Raw genomic sequence first — 18775 nt, forward strand, 5'->3', positions numbered from 1 at the left:
GCTCGCGCGATCGGCACTTCGCCATATCCGCGTCGCGTCCAAACAGGAGTTGAAGGATCGAATCATTGAGGCAATCGACGACGTTAACCGTGAGCCTGTCGTTCATACCTGGACTTACAAGATCGACATCGCGGCATGATATGAGTCGATCCAAAGAAACGCTCTACTAGGCGCTGACCTTGCGCAGCAGCGCCTCGAGCCCTTCGGGGAAAATCAGATCGTGCGAGACGGCGATCTCGTCGGCGCTCCACCAGCGCCAGCCGAGCATATGGGTTTTTTCTTCTTCGGTCAGGTCGCGCGGCTCAGGCGCGAAGCGCTCAGTGCGGATGAGATAGTAACGCTCGATCGCCTGATGCCAGTCGTCGCCCAGTTCCATTGGGAATTCGCGCGTCGCGACGACCGGACCGGGATCAAGGACGGTCAGGCCCGTTTCTTCATAAACTTCTCGACGCAGCGCCGACTCGAAGCTTTCGCCTTCCCTGATCGCGCCGCCCGGAGTCGCCCAGAAGTGATGATGGCCGAGGGCGAGAAAATGCGGCGTCAGTCCCCCGGCGTAGCGCATCAGCAGGATGTCATTGGCCTGATCGACGATCAGCGCGCGGGCGGCTTCACGACGCGGCAGGGCGCGGCCGTCCCAAGGCGCGGCGATTTCCGCCCGACCCTCCGGCGACGCCCAATCGACGAGCGACCATTTTCCCTCCTCATAGGCGATCCAATTCGGCGTGGCGTTGAGCACCGGATGTTCGCGCGTTTCGTCGAGCTTCTTGCCGACGGCAAGTCGCCAGGCGATGTCGAGAACGCCGGCATGGGCGACGACCAGCACAGTCTGGCCGACGCTTTCCTTGGCGATCTGGGTCAAGGCCTTGCGCACCCGCTCGGCGAAATGTTCGAGCGTCTCGCCTTGCGGCGCGGCGAAATCCGGCTTGCGCGTCAGATAATTCGGATAGATGTCGGCATGCGCCGCCTGCACTTCGGCGTGGGTGTGTCCCTGCCAGACGCCGTCGTCCTTTTCGCGCAAGGCCGGGGTCTTGGCGACGCCAAGGCCGCGCGCTCCGGCGATCGGCGTCGCCGTGGCGAGCGCGCGGCGCAAATCGCTCGAATAGACCCTATCGAAATGCGCGCCGGCGAGTTCCCTCGCCAGCGCCGCCGCCTGCGCGCGTCCGCGGGCGTTCAGCGCGATGTCGAATTGGCCCTGAAAGCGCCGTTCGATATTCCAGTTGGTCTCGCCATGGCGTACGAGACACAGAAGCGTGCGGGGCATGTCGTTTCGGATTTAAGGCGAGGGAGCCGCCGTACAGACCCGCCCGGCGTCCAGGCGTGCGGCGTCGGGCGTTCTATAGGCTTAACGTGCAAAAGTCAGTCCGCTTTCGCAGGGTCGCGGCGAATGACCGCAAGGGGCCCAGGCGCGCACAGCGAAAAAGGCGAAGCCGGCTTTTCGCGCAGCGCACGCTAAACTACCGAGATTGATCGCATTATCGCCTTTTGGCGTTCCGCCCAAAGGCAGGGGGATCTAATGTCTCAGGCCAGTGGTGAATTCCCCGCGCCGCAGCCGCGCGGGCAGGGTTTCGGCGAACGCCGCTATCGCCTCCTCGCCATAGGTCGCCACCAGTTCACGCAAGGCGGCGGACAGCGCGGCGTGGGCGAAGGAATCGCTTTCGATCCCCGCAAGTATGGCCTCTGCGAAAGCCTCGGTGACATAGGCGAGGGCGGCTCGCTGCTGCTCCGCGCCCAAGTCGCTCAGCGAGGCGACGTCAAATTGGTTCATGGCGCCCACTGTAGAGAAGCCGCTCGCGACGCGCGAGGCGACGCTCGCCGGAAGGTTAATTTCGCGAACTGGCCTTTGCTGCGCGCCGCATTTGGACGATTCCCCCCAAAGGCGGATCACCTGATCAATCGCAAATTTGCGCGCGCGCTTGCGAAAACCGGTTTCCACTTTTCGCCAGCCGCGCTCTAGGGATTTCCGTAACGATAGGTGATGTCGCGGGTCAGCCGCGAGGCCTCCGCCAGATAGCGGGAAATCACGGTTTTGGCGTTGGGCGTGCAGGCGCGATAGGTCAGCTCATAGCCTCGAAATCCGCGGTTGAAGGAGGCCATCAGCTTCTGACGGCGCGATCCGCTCGGGGCGTCCGCGTCGAGCAGAGCGGCCATTTTCCCGCGCCATTCCTCGCCATCGCCGGCGCCGCAGAGGTCGCGCAAAAAGGACAGCGCGCCGAGGACTTCCGAGAGCCGGGTGATCTGGGGCTCGTAAGGCGGCGGCGGGCGCTCGGGCCCGCTGGGCGCCGCCGCCGGCGTCGCGGGCGCGCCCGGCGCTCCCGGCGCGCCGGGGGTTTGCGGCTTCGCCTGCCCCTGCCCGGCGGCGTCCCGCTTGCGCGGCGGCGGTCGTTCCGACCGCCGCGGTTCGCTTGGCGCCCGGTGAGCGCGGCGAGGACCGTCGAAGCCGCCGAAGAGGAAATCGAAGGGGTCTTGAGCGGCTGCTTCGCTCGCTAAGAGCGTCGCGGCCGCCGCCGCTGCGACTGCCGCCGCTGCGCGCTTTGGTTGCGCCGTCATGGGTAGAGCCGCTCCTTTCGCCATCGCTCGCCCGGCTCCGCTCGGGAAAAGCGGACGCGGTCATGAAGCCGGAACGGCCGATCGGACCAGAATTCCATCGCAATCGGCGCTATTCGGAACCCCCGCCAATAGGGCGGCCGGGGAATGGCGCCGATCGCATATTTGGCGGCGAAGGCGGCCACTGATTTTTCGAGCGCGAAGCGGCTCTCCAGCGGTCGGGACTGTTGGCTCGCCCAGGCGCCGATGCGGGAGTCGCGCGGGCGGCTGGCGAAATATTCGTCGGCCTCGGCGTCGCTGATGGCGGCGACGGGTCCGCGCAGCCGCACCTGACGGCGAAGCGACTTCCAGTGAAACAGCCCCGCCGCCTGCATATTGGCCTCTAGCTGGCGCCCTTTGGCGCTCTCCGCATTGGTGTAGAATACGAAGCCGTCGGGCGTCCATTCTTTCAGGAGCACCATGCGCGCGTCGGGCAGGCGGCCGGCGTCCACCGTCGCCAGGACCATGGCCTCGGGGTCGTTCGGCTCTTTGCCTTTCGCCTCCTCGAACCATTGCGCGAACAATGCGAAAGGCTCGGCGGCCTCGACAAAGTCACCCGGCGTTAACGCGTTCAAGCGAGAATCCTTTATCAAGCCGAGTCAAAGATCGGCGTTTCGAAGGTGGCCGTTTGCAGTTCCAGCGCGTCAGACATACCGCCGCTTGCGTCATTGCTCAAATGTCGCGCGGCGCAAAACTTATCGTCCTGACGGGAACGGCCGGCGGCCTCTCCTGCTGTTCGATCGCCATGCCGCTGGCCCCCGAACCCTCGGCCATGTGGAATTCGCAGGGCGCCGCGTCGGACGCGACGGGCGCGATCCCGAAATTGCCACCGAAATTGTCGCGCGCGCTCGATGGGGAAGATCTTCGCCGCGCGATCGCCGCCATGAACACCGCCCTCGATCCGCAGGGAAGCGGGGCGAGCGTCAATTGGGACAATCCGCAGACCGGCGCCAAGGGCTCCTTCACCCCGGTCGGCCAACCCTATCCTCTGGAAGGCAAGATCTGCCGCGCCTTCCATGCGGACATCACGGTGAACGAAACGCAGGAAAGCCTTCAAGGCGCCGCCTGTCGCGAAAAAACCGCCGAATGGGCGCTCACCGAAGTGAAGCCGTTCCGGAAGGGCTGAAATGTCGGCGCCCTTCGGCAGACGACTCATTGTCATGACCATCGCCGTAATCCTTGCGGTTCCGGCGTTCTTTCTGTTTGCGCGCGCCATCGCCGCTTGGAAGCAGGGCTACGGCTGGACAGAAATGGATTGGGACGACAAGGGCCATACGTCGATGGCGGACTTCCTGCGCGCTGCAAACGTAGGCAAGCGGCCGGTCGACGTGAATGGCCAGTCCTGCGTCGAGTATTTCCTTTACCGGGAAGGCATGACCGTGAAGATCGTCTGCCCGCGAGGGCGAGACTAAAGCAATACGCCCGGGTTGAGGATGCCGTTTGGGTCGAGCGCCGCCTTTATGGCGCGCATGGCGTCGAGCGCCACAGGATCTTTCGTCTCGTGCAACAGATCGCGCTTCAGCCGCCCGATGCCATGTTCGGCGGAAATCGAGCCGCCGAGTTCGCGCACCACGCCATGCACGATGGCGTTGATCTCCGCCCAGCGCGCAAGGAATTGGGCCTTGTCGGCGCCGACGGGCTGGGAGACGTTGTAGTGGATATTGCCGTCGCCCATGTGGCCGAAGGGAACGGGCCGCGCCGGCGGGAAAGCGGCGGCGAGCCTTCGCCCCGCCTCATCGATGAAGCGTGGAATCTCGCTCACCGGAACTGCGATATCGTGCTTGATCGAGCCGCCCTCGCGCTTTTGCGCTTCCGACAGGCTTTCGCGCAGCTTCCACAGCGCAGCCGCCTGATCGAGCGATTGTGCCAGCGTCGCATCCTGGGCCAGGCCGGCGTCGAGGGCGGCGGCGAGAATTTCGGCGCCGGCGCGCTCAGCTTCGCCATCGGCGAACGCGGCGAGTTCTACCAGCGCATACCACTCGTGCGGCTGAGCGAGAGGATCGCGCGTTCCGGGAATGTGACGCAGCACGAGATCCAGTCCCGATCGCGACGCGACTTCGAAGGCGTTGAGCATCGGTCCCGCGCGGCCTTTGACGAAGTTTAAGAGTTTCAACGCTTGAGCCGGATCGCGCAGCCCGAGAAACCCGACGGCGCGCGAGCGCGGACGCGGGAAAAGCTTCAGCGTCGCGGCGGTGATGACGCCGAGCGTTCCTTCGGAGCCGATGAACAGCCGCGTCAGATCATAGCCGGTGTTGTCCTTGCGCAGCGCGCCCAGCGTCGAGAGCAGCCTGCCGTCAGGGAGCGCGACTTCAACGCCGAGCGCGAGGTCGCGCATCGAGCCAAAGGCGATGACATGAACGCCGCCGGCGTTGGTCGCGAGATTGCCGCCGATGGTGCAGCTGCCTTCCGAGGCCAGTGAAAGCGGGAAGAAACGGTCGGCGGCCTGCGCGGCGTCCTGCGCCTGCGCCAGGGTCACGCCCGCCTCGACGGTCATCGCGTCGGCGGCGGCGTCGACGGCGCGAATCCGGTTGAGCCTTTCAAGCGAAAGCACCACCGATGCGCCGCTCGCGTCGGGGGTCTGGCCGCCGACAAGTCCGGTGTTGCCGCCTTGGGGGATTACTGGCGCGCCGGCTGCGTTGCACAGCGCAAGAATGTCGCCGACTTCGCGCGCGGTTCGTGGCTTTAGCACACAGAGCGCGCGGCCATGATAGAGGTCGCGGGGCTCGCCGAGATAGGGCGACATCGCCGTCGCATCCGTTACGACGGCCGCCTCGCCGACAATGGCCGCGAGACGAGAAAGCAGAAGAGGCGCGTCAGACCGATCGGCTGTCACAGTCAGTAAGATGCGCCCTTTTTGTCGCGCTGTCCTTAGCGATAAGGACGGCGGCGGTCATCTTTGCGACGCGCGTAGACATAAGCGCGCATGGCGACAGGCGCGGTTGCGAGGACGATACTGCACAATGTCGCGGCGATAAGCGCATTCATCATGACGTTCTCCTTCCAGATCACGGAAATCATTGAATTTCCGGCTACGCTGGACTACTCGCAAATCCTATGCCTGATTTGGCGAGTCGGCAACTCCGCAGAGCAGGAACGCTGCGTCGCAATGTCGCTTCTTGACTCTCCTGTGACATTCTCGGCACAGGGGCGTCACACGGGCGCTGATAAAATCATCCCAACAGCCGCCGTTTTGCGGATTTGCGCCGGTTCGGCATCTCAAGAACCGCTACGATCTCGACATGCGCGGCATAGCGGAACTGGTCCAGAGGCGCGATTTCCCGAATGACGTAGCCGCCTTTGAGCAAAATTGCGGCGTCGCGGGCGAAACTTTGTGCATGGCAGGACACGGCGACGACGATTGGAACGTCCGATCGCGCGATTTCAGCCGCTTGGGCGGCGGCGCCGGCGCGCGGCGGATCGAACACGATAGCGTCGAAGCCGCTGAGTTCCTTGGCGTTCAGCGGCCGGGCGAAGAGATCGCGTTCGATCCCTTCGAGCGGGAGCAAGCCCGGCGTCGCCTGCGCGGCGGCGCGCATGGCAGCGATCGCGCCAGCGTCGGAATCATAGGCGTTGACCTTGGCGCGCTGCGCCAGCCTGAGCGCGAAAGCGCCGACCCCGCAGAACAGGTCGACAACGCTTTGCGCGTTCTCCGTCGCCTTGCACACGCGCGCCGCGAGTTCATCTTCGCCGGCCTGCGTCGCTTGCAGGAAAGCGCCGGCGGGAAGCGTCAGCGTCGTCTCGCCCATTTTTATATCTGGTACGCGTCGTAATGCGACGAGCCTGCCGTGATTGGTCAGGCGCGCGAGATCATGCGCGTCTGCCGCGGCGATTAGCGCGCTCGATTCTTTATCGACGAGCGGACCGGCGCCGCGCAGCTCCAGGTCGAGGCCGCCAAGCGTCGCCGTGACGGCGATGTCGAGCGGCTTGCCGCGCGGCGCGAGAACTGCGGCGATCGCGCGCGCGGCGGCCAATGCGCCGTCAAGCTCGGGCGCGAGCAAAGGGCAGGCGTCGATCTCGACGATTCGATGCGAACGCGCCGCCATGAAGCCGACGTGCGCTTTTCCGGATTCGAATCGCGCGTGGAAGGTTGCGCGGCGCCGGCCAGCGCCATGCGCGTCGATGGTCGGCGCGACGTCGAGCTGCAGCCCGGCGTTGAGAAGCGCCGTTTCGACAAGGCCGCGCTTCCAATCGGCATAGGCGTCGGCGCGCAGCGTCTGCACGGCGCAGCCACCGCAATCCGCAAAGTGCGGACAGATCGGCGCGATGCGCTGCGGGGAGGCTTCGACGATGTCGACGAGACGCGCCTGGTCGCCGTCTACTTCCGCGGTCACGATCTCGCCGGGAAGCGCATAAGGAATGAAGATGCGCCGACCGCCAAACGATGCGACGCCTTCGCCGCGATTGCCGAGCTTCTCGATACGCAGACGCTCGGCGCTCATAATCGCGTGGCGTGAACGAGAAACTCACGATTGCCGTCGCCGCCTTCGATCGGTGAAGGAATGACACCCGCGACACGCCAGCCCAAAGCTTTGATTTCGCGTTCCATGCGCGCGCAGACCTGCGCGTGAATCTTCTCGTCGCGCACGACGCCCTTCTTCATCGCCGCGCGGCCGGCTTCGAACTGCGGCTTGATCAATGCGACAAGGTCAGCGCCCGGCGCGGCGAGTGAAAGAACATGCGGCAACAGCGCCACGAGCGAAATGAAGCTGGCATCGATCACGATAAGGCTCGGCGCTTCAGTTAGATGCGCCGCCGTCAGCGCGCGCGCGTCCTGGCCTTCGAGCGACGTCACGCGCAGATCGCCGCGGAGCCTTTCATGCAATTGGCCGTGACCGACGTCGACGGCGACGACATGGCGCGCGCCGCGCGTCAACAGAACGTCGGTGAAACCGCCGGTCGAGGCGCCGACGTCAAGACAGAAGCGCCCGTCAGGATCGACGCCGAAATGGTCGAGCGCATGCGCAAGCTTCACGCCGCCGCGCGACACCCATGGATAGGGCGCACGTGCGACGATGCTTGCGTCGGCGGCGATCGGCTCGGAGGGTTTCTTGACGACGCGGCCGTCGACGCTGACAAGGCCGGCTTCGATCGCCTCGCGCGCCTTGGCGCGGCTCTCGAAAAGCCCTCGCGCATGGAGCGCCGTATCGGCGCGGGCCGTGGCCATCCTCACTCTCCCGTCTGCAGCAGCGTGCCGGCGCGCCGCGCGCTCTGCAACAACATGCCAAACCCGGCGGACGCGGCCGCGAACAGAACAACATCGATCGCGAGCCCCTGCGCCAGCAGGTCCCAGCGAATGACGTGCTCGATCAATACGGCGCGCAGACCTTCGAACACATAGGTCGGCGGCAGCATCCACGAGACCGGCTGCAGCCATGTCGGCAGCGTCGTCACCGGATAATAGACGGCGCCGAGCGGCTGCACGAAAAACATCAGTGACCAGACGAGATTTTCAGCGCCCAGTCCATAGCGCAGCAGAATGCCGGAGACGAATAGGCCGATGCTCCAAGCGAACAACATCAGCACGACGAAGAAGGCGGCGAAGGCGATCCCCAGCGCCCACAGATTGAAACCGAAAAACAGGATCGCAAAAATCGTGACGGGAAGCACGCCGACGATCAATCGAATAAGGCTCATCGCCACCAGCGCGCTGACGAATTCCACCGGCCGCAGCGGGCTCATCAAGATGTTCGGCAGATTGCGCGACCACATTTCCTCGATGAAGGAGAAGCAGAAGCCTTGTTGGCCGCGCAGCAGAATGTCCCATAGAAGAATGGCGCCGATCAGCGTGCCGGCGGCCTGCGCCGCGCCGCCCGGCGCCGCGAGCGCGCCGGCGCGCACGAGATAGGTCTGCAAAAATCCCCAAGTGAGAAGCTGAACGGTCGGCCAGTAGATGATGTCGAGCACACGCGTGCGGGAGGCGCGCAGAAGATAGGCGTAGCGCAGCACCATCGCGCCAACGCGCTTGAAGGAGAAACTCATGCCGCATCTCCGGTCGCGCGGCCGCGGGCGACGTCGAGAAACACTTCTTCGAGCGTGTCGCGGCCGTAGCGCGCCAGGAGGTTTGCTGGCGAATCGTCGTCGACGAGGATTCCGTCCTTCAGCATCAGCACGCGATCGCAAAGGCGCTCGACCTCGTTCATATTGTGCGAGGCGAGCAGGATCGCGCAATTATGCGTGCGCCGATGCGCTTCAAGTCGCGCCCGCACCCAGTCCGCCGTGTCCGGGTCGAGCGAAGCGGTCGGTTCGTCGAGCAGCAGGAGCTGCGGATCGTTGATCAGCGATTTGGCGATGGCGACGCGCGTCTTCTGGCCCGCAGAGAGACGTCCGGTCTGGCGGTCGAGAAAATCGCCAAGCGCGAGATCCGTCGCAAGCTGCTCGATTTTCGCGTCGAGGTCCTCGACGTTATAAAGCATTCCGAAGACGCGCAGATTCTGCCGTACGGTCAGGCGATGCGGCAGGTCGACATAGGGGCTTTCGAAATTCATCCGGCCGAGCGCGCGGTAGCGCTCGCGCGACATGTCGAAACCGAAAACGTGGATCGAGCCTTGCGTCGGCTCGATCAACCCCATCACCATGCCGATCGTCGTGGTCTTGCCGGCGCCATTGCCGCCGAGCAGGCCGGTGACGGAGCCGGCCTCAAGCGAGAATTCAAGCGGGCCGACGACCCTGCGACTGTCGTAATTTTTCGAAAGGCCGGCGACGGCGAGCGTCGGCCCTGAGGCGAGCGCAGTGTTGAGCATGAAGGTTATTAAGCCCGCCGCGGCCAGCCTCGCAAGGGCGTCATTTCTGGCAACGGGGACAATAGAACGTCGAACGGCCGGACTGGACGACGCGCGCGATCGTTCCCTTGCAGCCCGGCGTCGGGCAGGCGGCGCCTTCGCGGTCATAGACGCGGAAACTGTGCTGGAAATAGCCGAGCGAGCCGTCGGTCTGGCGATGGTCGCGCAGGGAGGAGCCGCCTGCCTTCAGTGCGTCGTTTAAGACATCCTTGATCACCTGCGGCAGCCGCGCCAGAGCCGCCGTCGGCCTGCCGGTCGCCGTGACGAGCGAGCCCGCGGCGCGCAGCGGCGAAATATGGGCGCGGTGCAACGCCTCGCATACATAGATATTGCCGAGCCCGGCGATCAGCCGCTGGTCGAGCAGCAGCGCCTTGACCGGCGCCGCGCGTCCCCGAAAAGCGCTGGCAAGGCAAGCGGCGTCGAGCGCGCCGCTCAAGGGTTCGACGCCGAGGCCGCGGAAGCGCTGGTCCTCGCCGATCTCGTTGGTCGCTACAAGCAGCATGCAGCCGAAGCGGCGCGGATCGTTGTAAACGATACGCCGCCCGTGATCGAGGTGAAACACGACATGGTCATGCGCGGCGAGCTTGTCGTTCTTGCGGGGAAAGGCGCCTGGCGACTCTTCATCGATTCGAAAGGACCCGCTCATGCCAAGATGCATGATCAGCGACTGACCGTCATCGAGATCGGCGATGAGATATTTGGCGCGCCGGCGAAGGTCGAGAACCCGTCTGCCCTGAAGACGCGCGGCAAAGCGCTGAGGAAAGGGAACACGCAGATCATGGCGCCGCAATTCGATGCCCGCGATCGTCGCGCCGACGAGCGCCGGGGCCAATCCGCGCCGCACCGTTTCGACTTCGGGCAGTTCGGGCATAACTCGGGTTCATCCCGTCATAACAGCCGGCGCGCCGGAGCGGCGCGGGCGTAGCCACCGGGGCGGCGACAGGCTATACCGTCCCCTTCCTTCCTCGTCACCCGAGCGCCTGATGATTGATCGAAGTTCCGAGCGAGAGGGCTCGACCCATTTCGGCTATTCCGAAGTCCCTTTAAGCGAGAAACAGGGCCTCGTCGACGATGTCTTTCATAAGGTCGCACGACGCTACGACATCATGAACGACCTGATGTCGGGCGGCATGCACCGGCTGTGGAAAGACACATTGGCCGCCAAGGTCAATGCGCGCGGGCGCAGAGGCTTTCGCCATCTCGACGTGGCCGGCGGCACAGGCGACGTCGCCTTTCGCATCGCTTCGGGCGCGGCGCATGACGCCGAAATCGTTGTGCTCGACATCAATGGCGAGATGCTCGAAGTCGGCAAGGACCGGGCGCGCGAGCGCGGACTTTCCGGCGTCGAATTCGTGCAGGCCAACGCCGAATCGCTGCCCTTTCCCGACGCGCATTTCGACAGCTACACGATCGCATTCGGCATACGCAACGTGCCGCGCATCGATGTCGCTCTTGCTGAAGCCTATCGCGTGCTGAAGCCCGGCGGTCGTTTCCTGTGCCTTGAGTTTTCGCAAGTCGCCGTGCCGGGACTCGACAAGCTTTATGAAGCCTATTCGTTCAACGTCATTCCGACGATCGGCAAATTCGTCGCCGGAGACTCCGAGCCTTATCGCTACCTTGTCGAATCGATCCGCAAATTTCCGAGCGCGGAAGAGTTCGAGCGCATGATCCGCAAGGCGGGCTTTCGCCGCACCGGCTATGAGCGGCTGACCGGCGGCGTGGTGGCGATTCATTCCGGCTGGAAAAGCTGATCTCTAAAGCGCGGCGGCATTCGTGATTCTTGGCGTCGGTCATTTCTATCGTCTGGCGCGCGCCGGCTACATCATGGCGCGCGAGGGCGTCTTTGCGCTTCTCGATCCCGCGCTTTTGCCGCCGGCGGCGGCGCCGCTGGTGCGCGTCGCCAATCTGTTCGCCGGCGGCAAGCGGGACGGCGCCGGCAAGGCGCTGGTGCGCGCGCTGGCGCAGATCGGCCCCTCCTATGTGAAGCTCGGCCAGTTTCTGGCAACGCGGCCGGACATCGTCGGCGGCGAAATCGCCGACGCGCTCACCGCGCTGCAGGACCGGATGGAGCCGTTCGGCCGCGACAAGGCCGTCGCCATCATCGAAAAGGCGCTGGGCAGAAGAATCGACGAACTCTTCGTATCCTTCGGCGAGCCGGTCGCCGCCGCCTCCGTCGCGCAGGTTCATGTCGCCGAGGCGCGATATGAAGACGGCCTGCGCAAGGTCGCAGTGAAAGTCCTGCGGCCGGGAATCGAAGGCCAATTCGCAGTGGACTTGCGCGACATGTATCGGATCGCGCGATTGGCCGAGCGCTATTCCTCCGAAGCGCGCCGGCTGCGGATGATCGAGGTCGTCGATACGCTGGCGCGCACGGTGAGGCTTGAAACCGACTTTCGTCTCGAAGCCGCGGCGGCCTCGGAATTCGCCGAAAATGTCGCCGGCGATCCCGAGATGCATGTGCCCGCCGTCGACTGGAGCCGCACCGATCGCGAAGTGCTGACGCTCGAGTGGATCGAGGGCATTCCCTTATCGGACATCGAGCGGGTCGCCGCCGAAGGCCACGACCTCAAGGCCATCGGCCGCAACGTGCTGCAGTCTTTCCTGCGCCACGCGATGCGCGACGGCTTCTTTCACGCCGACATGCACCAGGGCAATCTCTTCGTCGACAAGAAGGGCCGTCTCGTCGCCATCGACTTCGGCATCATGGGCCGGCTGGGCCTGAAGGAGCGCCGATTCCTCGCCGAAATCCTCTACGGCTTCATCATTCGCGACTATAAGCGGGTCGCAGAAGTTCATTTCGAGGCGGGCTATGTCCCCGCCGCTCATTCCATTCAAGAGTTTGCGCAAGCGCTGCGCGCCATCGGCGAACCGATGCACATGATCAACGCCGCCGATATTTCGATGGCGCGTCTCTTGACACTGCTCTTCGAAGTGACGGCGCTGTTCGACATGCGCACGCGCACCGAGCTGGTGCTTTTACAAAAGACCATGGTCGTCGCCGAGGGCGTCGCGCGCGCCTTCGATCCCAAGCTCGATATATGGAAGACCTGCGATCCCGTGGTGCGCTCCTGGATCGAGGAAAATCTCGGCGTCAAGGCGAAGATCGAAGACGCGAGCCGGAGCGTCGCGGAGCTGGCGAACCTCGCGACGCGCTTGCCACGAACGCTGGCGGAGGCGGAGCTCGCAGTCCACCGTGTTTCGAAAATGGCGGAGGAAGGCGTCGAACTGTCGGACCGCTCACTGAGCGCGCTTGAGGGGATGAGGCGCCGGTCCGACCGCTGGTTCCTGCTCGCCGTGATCGCTCTGGCGCTTTTGGCGATCTGGCTGTTTTAACGCGGCGAATTTAGCCGACGTTGCTTTGCAGCGATCGAACGCGAACTGCCGGATGAGAGCGGTCAGGCGGGATCCTGCGCAGGCCGGCAGGAGCGCCGCAGCGCAACGCGCGAACGGAAAGCGCTATCGTCGTTCTTCCCGACATCAAAAAGCAAACTGCTAACCGTGAAAATAGTTGACAAGGCAACTTACTGCATGTAGTTGCCTTGTCAACTTCATGGAGTGTCCTGATCTTGTCGCGTGTTCCTGAGCTCACCGATCATCTTGGCTACTGGCTGCGCCAAGTTTCGAATCATGTGTCGCAGAGCTTCGCTCGAAAGCTCGCCGCCAGGGAAGTAACGGTCGCCGAATGGGGACTGATGCGCATGCTTCACGGCAGGGAGCCAACGGCGCCCAGCCTTCTGGCGCGTGAGATGGGCCTCACGCGAGGCGCGGTCACCAAGCTTGCTGACCGGCTCATCGCGAAAGCGTTCGTTGTCCGCAAGGCCAGTTCGGACGACCGACGCGCTCAGACGCTGAGGCTTTCAGCCAGAGGCGCGAAGTTCGTGCCGGAGCTTGCGGCGCTAGCTGACCGAAACGAGGCCGAATGTTTCGCGCACCTTGCCGCCGAAGATCGACGCGCGCTCGAACGAATCTTGAAGGAGACCGTTGCGAGACTTGGTCTGACGCGAATGCCGCTCGACTGAGAACTCTCAGCTCAACACATAGGAGAGGCCATGAACGCTCAACAGATGGAAATCGCCGAAAGCTGCCTGCGCGGCGGCGAAAGCAACAGCATGAGCTTTCCCGAAATCGTCGGGAAGCTGATGCAGGCAGGGTTTGAGAGCTACGCAATCGATTTCCGCCGCGCAACGGCGACTTATTACCTGGCAGATGGCGAAAGCGTCGTTTTTCCGACGCATCGTCTTGAAGCGTCGATCGCGCCGACGCTCGATACAAACATTGTGCAGACCGCCATTAGGGAAGCTCAACAATCTGCGCCCGGCTACACATATTTGGGATTCTGCACGAAGGTCATGGCAGGCGGTTGCGCAGGATATGTTGTGTCGTTCTCTGGTCGCCGCGCCGTATATCTCGGGCGGACAGCCGAGACGCACGTTGAACACTTTCCTCAGTAGAGAGTCATGACGCCGGCGGCTCAGATTTCCGACAATGCAATCTGCTCGTATTGACCGCGTTTCGACGCGCCGCCTCGATCGCATGTCGCAGTCGGCGCGTCATTCGGTCGACAGCAGACGGTTACTTCACCCCAACAAGCTCCACGTCGAAGATCAGCCAGGCGTTCGGCGGGATGACGCCGCCGGCGCCGCGCGCGCCGTAGCCGAGTTCAGGCGGAATGACCAGCGTGCGCTTGCCGCCGACCTTCATGCCTTCGACGCCTTCGTCCCAGCCCTTGATCACCTGGCCTTGGCCGAGCGGGAATTCAAACGGCTGGCCGCGATCGCGCGAGGAGTCGAATTTCTTGCCCTTCTCGCCGTTGTTGTAGAGCCATCCGGTGTAATGCATGACCGCCGTCTGGCCGATCTTGGGGGTCGCGCCGGTCCCGACCTTCGTGTCCTTGTACTGAAGGCCGGTCAGGCTTTTGGTCATCTGCTCTTCGGCGCGCGCGTCAACCGTGAGCGCGAGGCTTGCGACTGCAGCCAAAGCGGCCAGCATTGTTTTGGAGACAAGGCGCATCTTTCGTTCCTCCAGCTTAGTGAATCGCCGATCGGGCTCCTCAGATCGAGGACGCCTGAAGCCTATCCCAGCACGCCATTGTCGCGGGCAAGTTGCAGCAAATCCTTCTGCGGTCGCGCGCCGACATGCGAGATGATTTCCGCCGCGGCGAGCGCGCCGAGCATCGCGCTGCGCTCATGCGGCAAGTCCTGCGTGTAGCCGGCGAGAAAGCCTGCGGCGAAGAGGTCCCCGGCGCCGGTGGTGTCGACGACTTCCTTCACTGGAAAGGCCGGCGCCGCGACGGCGCTCGCGCCATTCGCGACGACACAACCCTTTTCCGACCTTGTGACGACGCCGAGAAGTCCGTCTTCGGCGCGTAGCGCCGCAAGCGCGGTATCGAAATCGCCGGTTTCATAGAGCGCGTGCAATTCGCTTTCATTGGCGAAAACGACGTCGACGACCCGGTCGCGAATGAGCGAGAGAAATTCGTCGCGATAGCGATCGACGCAGAAACTGTCGGAGAGGGTCAGCGCCACCTTGCGCCCCCTGGCGCGCGAAATCTTCGCCGCCTTCAGGAAAGCCTCCTTCGCGCCCGGCGGGTCCCAAAGATAGCCCTCCATATAGAGAACCTTCGCGCTGGCGACGGCCGCTTCATCGATGTCGGCCGGCGCGAGCGCCTGACAGGCGCCGAGAAAAGTGTTCATCGTGCGCTGCCCGTCCGGCGTCACGAAAATCAGGCAGCGGGCGGTCGCGGCGCCGTCGGCCGCGAAGGGCGTGTGGAAAGCGACGCCGGCGTTGCGGATGTCATGCGCGAATTCGCGGCCTGCGTCATCTTCCTTCACCTTGCCGACGAATCCGGCGGCGCGCCCCAGACTTGCAAGACCCGCCATGGTATTTGCGGCCGAACCGCCGGAAATGACCGTCGTCGGACCCATCGCCGCGTAAAGCTCGGCGGCGCGCGCTTCATTGACAAGCGTCATCGAGCCTTTGCGCAGTCCCGCCTGCAGCAGATCATTGTCCTCGGCCCGCGCGATCGTATCGACGATGGCGTTGCCGATGCCCAACACGTCAAATGATATGGTCATGAGAGTCGATAGTCCGATTGGGAAAGATACTCGGGCCTCTTCGCGCCGTAGCCGTGGTGTTTAGCACTGCGGCGCAGGTCGGTCGATGACATGCGAAGCCTGCAAAGATACGCCATAAGTCCGCCGCCGGAGCGCCCGGAGCGGCTATCTGCAAATCGGCGACAGAATCACTTCGATGACGAGGACGAACAGCGCCGCAATCACGAACGCCGGCACCGGGCGCAGCGACACATGGCGGAACAGGAAGGCGTACATGAACGCCATCCAGATCAGAATCGGAAAAAGCAGAAAACGCAGGAGCTTTTCTGTCGGCAGCGGCGACGGCAGGGCGATCGCGAAGATCAGGTGCAGGATCGTATAGGCAAGCGCCGCGATGGCGCCCATGATTGCGAGCGCTGTCGCCGTGCGCTGGAGCTTTGCGTCCTCTTTGAGAACGCGCAGCAGGCCGTATGTCGCGCCGTAGAGAAAGCCCGTGCTCAGCAGCCCATAGATCAGGCTTCCGAGCAGCGAATGATTGAACGCCTGCGCGATCGCCTGAAGCACGCCATAGACGCCAAGCGCGCCCAACATGAGTTCGCGCGAGTCCGGCAAGGACAATTGCGACGCTTCGAGATTGATCATCTTCAGCACGGTCCGCGGCGTCTGATCATTGAGAAGCGGAATGTTCATCGGCATGGAGTGCGTTTCCGTTGTCGCGTGGAGCAGACGAAAGCCTACCCGCATTAGAAGCGAAAAGCCGTGCGACCCAGCGCGCCGCAAAGGCGCTGGCCGGGCCGCACGACCAATTGGCGCCTCTCTAGCACGCTTTGGCGGAGCGCGGAAATGCGGCGATCCCTATATTGCAACGCGAAGCCGCCTATTAGGGCAGGCGCCGGCTCCACTCCTCGCGCGCGATGACCTCGACGACGCGTCGCGCCGCGTCGCGCCAGGCGACGCGCGAGACTTGATCCGGGTCGCCGGCGCGCCGGCCGTCGAGAAAATCGGCGAGGGTTTCCGCCAGCGCCTTCGCGTCATTGACCCGAAAATAAAGCGCGCCAGACCCTCCGACCTCGCGAAATACCGGAATATCGCTGCAGATCGCCTGACGGCCGCGCCGCGCGGCCTCGACGATGGGCAGACCGAATCCTTCCGCATAGGATGGAAAAATCAGCGCCGCCGCGTGGTCATAGAGAAAGGACAGTTCATCGTCGTCAACGTCGTCGAACCAGAAGAGCCGACGGCCGAATTCGCCATGCGTGAGAATTTCGTCGACGACGGCTTCTTCAAACCAGCCGCGCCGGCCGACGACGATCAGCCGGATGTCGCGCCCATTCGCCCAGAGTTCTTCAAACGCGCGGATCGCGACGCGTTGGCCCTTACGCGGTTCGATCGTGCCGACCGCGAGAAACGCCGGCGCATCGCCGGCGACCGCCGCCTTGATCCTGTCACGCGGCGCGGCGTCGGCGCGCAGCGAAAGATCGGAGCCGCAGTGGAACCAGCCGATCTTGAGGCCAGGGCGATGCGGGAGCCCTTGCGCAGCGACATAGTCGGCGAGTTCATCGGCCACGGTGCGCGAAATCGCCAAAAAGCTGTCGCTTTCGAGAAGCGCCTTGCGCAGCCAGGCGCAATAGCGCGGCACTGTCACTTCATGGCAGGCATGCGGATAAAGTTCCGGAATGAGATCGAAGACGCAGGTGACGATCTCGCCGCCCTCATCGCGAATCTGTTCAAAAATTGGCGCGAGTTCGTCGAATGCGTTCCAGCTGTCGGATAGCATCAGAAGGCGGTCGCCGGCTTGGATGGCGATCTCTGAGTCGGGCAAGGCGTCGCCGCCCACAAGCTCGGCGACGAAGCTATTGGCGGTCAGCAGGCGCCCGCCTGCGCATTGAACGGCCACGACCGAGATGTCGAAGCTGTCGCCGCTATAGAGGCCGCGCGTCACTTCTTTGACGACGCGCTGAATGCCCGTGCCCGCATCGCGCTTGATCGTTCCGGTCACGTCGACGAGCAACCGGCGCGCAGCCAGCGGCGCGCTTCGCTCAGCCGGCGCGTCGGGAACTGGAGTTGACTGCGCCGCCTGCGGCGACGGCGGGCGAAACCGCGAGATAACCGCATTTGCGGCGTCGGCGATGAAGGCTTCGATCGGCCGAAGAAAGCGGTAGATGTGACCGGAGACCGAATAGATGAGCCGATAGCGCTCATGGGTCAGATGCAGGAGTTCGGCGCGCAGATAATCGAGCTGAAATTCGAGGAGGCGAATGCGTTCGCGATCCTGATCGCGCTCTCGGTTCTGCCGCTCGCTCATGGTCCCTTGCTCATGACGAAGCCTGGTCGGCTTGCACCGCAGCGGCGCGGGCGTCAATGAGAAGCGCCAGCAGCATGTCGTCGATATTGTAGCGCTGACGCCAGCCGGTCGCGTCAGCGAGCTTCGTCGCGTCGCAGGCGACGCTGGCGAGATCGCCGCCGCCGGGCCGCAGCAGCGCCGGATCGACCTCGATTTCAAATTGCGCCTTGGACTGTCGGCGGAGGCGCTCGAGCAGCGCTTCCAGGCGATGCGGCGTCCCGGAAGCGACGTTGAAGATCGAAACCGGCGCGGGCAGGTCAGGCGCTTTTTCGATCAGCCGCATATAGGCGTCGATCACGTCTCGCACGTCGAGAAAATCGCGCGCCTTCGACAGATCGCCGACTTTCATCAGGGGCGCGACGCGGCCCGTCTCGATCAAGGCGATCTGCGCGGCGAAGGAGGCGAGCGCAAAATTGCGGTTGCGCTGGCCGGGTCCGGAATGATTGACCGGTCGCACAACAATGAGCCGGCCGCTGGACGGCAGCAGATCCGCAAGCGCGTTTTCCGCGGCCGCCTTCGAGCGGCTATAGACGTCGACCGGTCGCAGCGGCGCATCCTCGTTCAGAACGCCATCGCGAAAACTCGCGCCGTAAGCGGCGGCCGTCGAGGCGAAGAGAAACGTCGCCGAGGGACAGTGCCGGGCGACCGCCGCGCCGAGCGCGAAGGAGCCGTGAAAATTCACCCGCCAGGTCAATTCAGCCGCGTGCTGCGCCTGACCGATCGACGCCTGTCCCGCGAGATGAACGATGAGGTCGGGGCGCAGGCGCGCAACGAGCGCGTCGATCGCGGCTTCGTCGACGAGATCGGCGATGGCCGCCGCGAAACCCTGATGGCCGCCACATTCGCCGGGACGCAACAATATCGCCCGGGCGGCCTGCGGATAGGCCTTGGCCAAGGCGGCGCAGAGATGGCCGCCGACGAATCCGGCGCCGCCCGTCACTAAAATGCGCTCGAAGGCGGCCATCGCGCGCCCTTTGTTTCAGGTTAGGCCGGCTCGCGCCGCAGCCGATCGAGAT

At 64.1% G+C, this 18775-nt stretch carries 21 protein-coding genes and 1 pseudogene; 7 read left to right on the forward strand and 15 right to left on the reverse strand.

Annotated elements, in window-relative coordinates:
• Positions 1 to 139 (forward strand): annotated as a pseudogene (locus QZ964_RS14610) (IS630 family transposase); the annotation flags it as partial.
• 27 nt (positions 140 to 166) lie between these two features.
• Here QZ964_RS14610 and QZ964_RS14615 read toward each other — a convergent pair.
• From QZ964_RS14615 to pdxH, 4 genes are all read right to left on the reverse strand, one after another.
• A complete protein-coding gene (locus tag QZ964_RS14615; RefSeq protein ID WP_292532377.1) occupies positions 167 to 1261 on the reverse strand; it encodes a histidine phosphatase family protein in 1095 nt (364 codons plus the stop codon).
• 249 nt (positions 1262 to 1510) lie between these two features.
• Entirely contained in the window at positions 1511 to 1765 is a 255-nt protein-coding gene (locus QZ964_RS14620) for a hypothetical protein (RefSeq protein ID WP_292532378.1), read from the reverse strand.
• A gap of 185 nt (positions 1766 to 1950) precedes the next feature.
• Positions 1951 to 2547, reverse strand: coding sequence for a TIGR02301 family protein (locus QZ964_RS14625; protein ID WP_292532379.1), 597 nt, complete (start codon positions 2545 to 2547; stop codon positions 1951 to 1953).
• Positions 2544 to 3158, reverse strand: coding sequence for a pyridoxamine 5'-phosphate oxidase (gene pdxH, locus QZ964_RS14630; protein ID WP_292532380.1), 615 nt, complete (start codon positions 3156 to 3158; stop codon positions 2544 to 2546). The genes QZ964_RS14625 and pdxH overlap by 4 nt, the downstream gene beginning before the upstream one ends.
• Before the next feature lie 101 nt (positions 3159 to 3259).
• On the opposite strand from pdxH, the gene QZ964_RS14635 reads away from it, so the two are divergent.
• Together QZ964_RS14635 and QZ964_RS14640 are read left to right on the forward strand one after the other, a co-directional pair.
• Positions 3260 to 3709 carry an RT0821/Lpp0805 family surface protein gene (locus QZ964_RS14635; protein WP_292532381.1) on the forward strand — a complete coding sequence of 150 codons (450 nt, stop codon included), beginning with the start codon at positions 3260 to 3262 and terminating at the stop codon, positions 3707 to 3709.
• 1 nt (position 3710) lies between these two features.
• Positions 3711 to 3995 (forward strand): hypothetical protein, encoded by a 285-nt coding sequence (locus tag QZ964_RS14640; protein WP_292532382.1) that lies wholly within the window; start codon positions 3711 to 3713, stop codon positions 3993 to 3995.
• Here the strand turns inward: QZ964_RS14640 and QZ964_RS14645 are convergent.
• The 6 genes from QZ964_RS14645 to mutM all read right to left on the reverse strand — a co-directional run bounded on the left by QZ964_RS14645 (position 3992) and on the right by mutM (position 10233).
• Entirely contained in the window at positions 3992 to 5416 is a 1425-nt protein-coding gene (locus QZ964_RS14645) for an FAD-binding oxidoreductase (RefSeq protein WP_292532383.1), read from the reverse strand. The genes QZ964_RS14640 and QZ964_RS14645 overlap by 4 nt on opposite strands.
• A 337-nt stretch (positions 5417 to 5753) precedes the next feature.
• On the reverse strand, positions 5754 to 7022 hold the full coding sequence (locus QZ964_RS14650) for a class I SAM-dependent RNA methyltransferase (RefSeq protein ID WP_292532384.1): 1269 nt from the start codon (positions 7020 to 7022) through the stop codon (positions 5754 to 5756).
• Positions 7019 to 7747 (reverse strand): TlyA family RNA methyltransferase, encoded by a 729-nt coding sequence (locus tag QZ964_RS14655; protein WP_292532385.1) that lies wholly within the window; start codon positions 7745 to 7747, stop codon positions 7019 to 7021. The genes QZ964_RS14650 and QZ964_RS14655 overlap by 4 nt, the downstream gene beginning before the upstream one ends.
• A 2-nt stretch (positions 7748 to 7749) precedes the next feature.
• The gene (locus QZ964_RS14660) at positions 7750 to 8562 is read right to left on the reverse strand and encodes an ABC transporter permease (RefSeq protein WP_292532386.1); all 813 of its coding nucleotides are present in this window, start codon (positions 8560 to 8562) and stop codon (positions 7750 to 7752) included.
• Positions 8559 to 9323, reverse strand: a complete 765-nt coding sequence (locus tag QZ964_RS14665) for an ABC transporter ATP-binding protein (protein WP_292532387.1) — start codon at positions 9321 to 9323, stop codon at positions 8559 to 8561. The genes QZ964_RS14660 and QZ964_RS14665 overlap by 4 nt, the downstream gene beginning before the upstream one ends.
• Before the next feature lie 40 nt (positions 9324 to 9363).
• Positions 9364 to 10233 carry a bifunctional DNA-formamidopyrimidine glycosylase/DNA-(apurinic or apyrimidinic site) lyase gene (mutM, locus tag QZ964_RS14670; protein WP_292532388.1) on the reverse strand — a complete coding sequence of 290 codons (870 nt, stop codon included), beginning with the start codon at positions 10231 to 10233 and terminating at the stop codon, positions 9364 to 9366.
• A gap of 109 nt (positions 10234 to 10342) precedes the next feature.
• Between mutM and ubiE the strand changes: the two genes are divergently transcribed.
• The 4 genes from ubiE to QZ964_RS14690 all read left to right on the forward strand — a co-directional run bounded on the left by ubiE (position 10343) and on the right by QZ964_RS14690 (position 13813).
• Complete coding sequence (gene ubiE / locus QZ964_RS14675; protein WP_292532396.1) at positions 10343 to 11113, forward strand: bifunctional demethylmenaquinone methyltransferase/2-methoxy-6-polyprenyl-1,4-benzoquinol methylase UbiE; 771 nt, start codon at positions 10343 to 10345, stop codon at positions 11111 to 11113.
• A 22-nt stretch (positions 11114 to 11135) separates the two neighbouring features.
• Positions 11136 to 12695: a 2-polyprenylphenol 6-hydroxylase gene (ubiB, locus tag QZ964_RS14680; RefSeq protein WP_292532389.1), complete on the forward strand. Its 1560-nt coding sequence runs from the start codon at positions 11136 to 11138 to the stop codon at positions 12693 to 12695.
• Positions 12696 to 12925: 230 nt separating this feature from the next.
• Positions 12926 to 13381 carry a MarR family transcriptional regulator gene (locus QZ964_RS14685; protein ID WP_292532397.1) on the forward strand — a complete coding sequence of 152 codons (456 nt, stop codon included), beginning with the start codon at positions 12926 to 12928 and terminating at the stop codon, positions 13379 to 13381.
• A gap of 30 nt (positions 13382 to 13411) precedes the next feature.
• Entirely contained in the window at positions 13412 to 13813 is a 402-nt protein-coding gene (locus tag QZ964_RS14690; protein WP_292532390.1) for a DUF1398 family protein, read from the forward strand.
• A gap of 121 nt (positions 13814 to 13934) precedes the next feature.
• Here QZ964_RS14690 and QZ964_RS14695 read toward each other — a convergent pair whose 3' ends face one another.
• From QZ964_RS14695 to QZ964_RS14715, 5 genes are all read right to left on the reverse strand, one after another.
• Positions 13935 to 14372, reverse strand: coding sequence for an FKBP-type peptidyl-prolyl cis-trans isomerase (locus QZ964_RS14695; RefSeq protein ID WP_292532391.1), 438 nt, complete (start codon positions 14370 to 14372; stop codon positions 13935 to 13937).
• Between the two features lie 62 nt (positions 14373 to 14434).
• Positions 14435 to 15436 (reverse strand): adenosine kinase, encoded by a 1002-nt coding sequence (locus tag QZ964_RS14700; protein WP_292532392.1) that lies wholly within the window; start codon positions 15434 to 15436, stop codon positions 14435 to 14437.
• A gap of 144 nt (positions 15437 to 15580) precedes the next feature.
• Complete coding sequence (locus tag QZ964_RS14705; protein WP_292532393.1) at positions 15581 to 16111, reverse strand: hypothetical protein; 531 nt, start codon at positions 16109 to 16111, stop codon at positions 15581 to 15583.
• A 184-nt stretch (positions 16112 to 16295) separates the two neighbouring features.
• Complete coding sequence (locus QZ964_RS14710) at positions 16296 to 17720, reverse strand: glycosyltransferase family 1 protein (protein ID WP_292532394.1); 1425 nt, start codon at positions 17718 to 17720, stop codon at positions 16296 to 16298.
• A 10-nt stretch (positions 17721 to 17730) separates the two neighbouring features.
• A complete protein-coding gene (locus tag QZ964_RS14715) occupies positions 17731 to 18723 on the reverse strand; it encodes an NAD(P)-dependent oxidoreductase (RefSeq protein WP_292532395.1) in 993 nt (330 codons plus the stop codon).
• Positions 18724 to 18775: the final 52 nt, after the last annotated feature.

It is taken from the genome of Methylocystis sp. (assembly GCF_021731785.1).
Lineage (GTDB): Bacteria > Pseudomonadota > Alphaproteobacteria > Rhizobiales > Beijerinckiaceae > Methylocystis.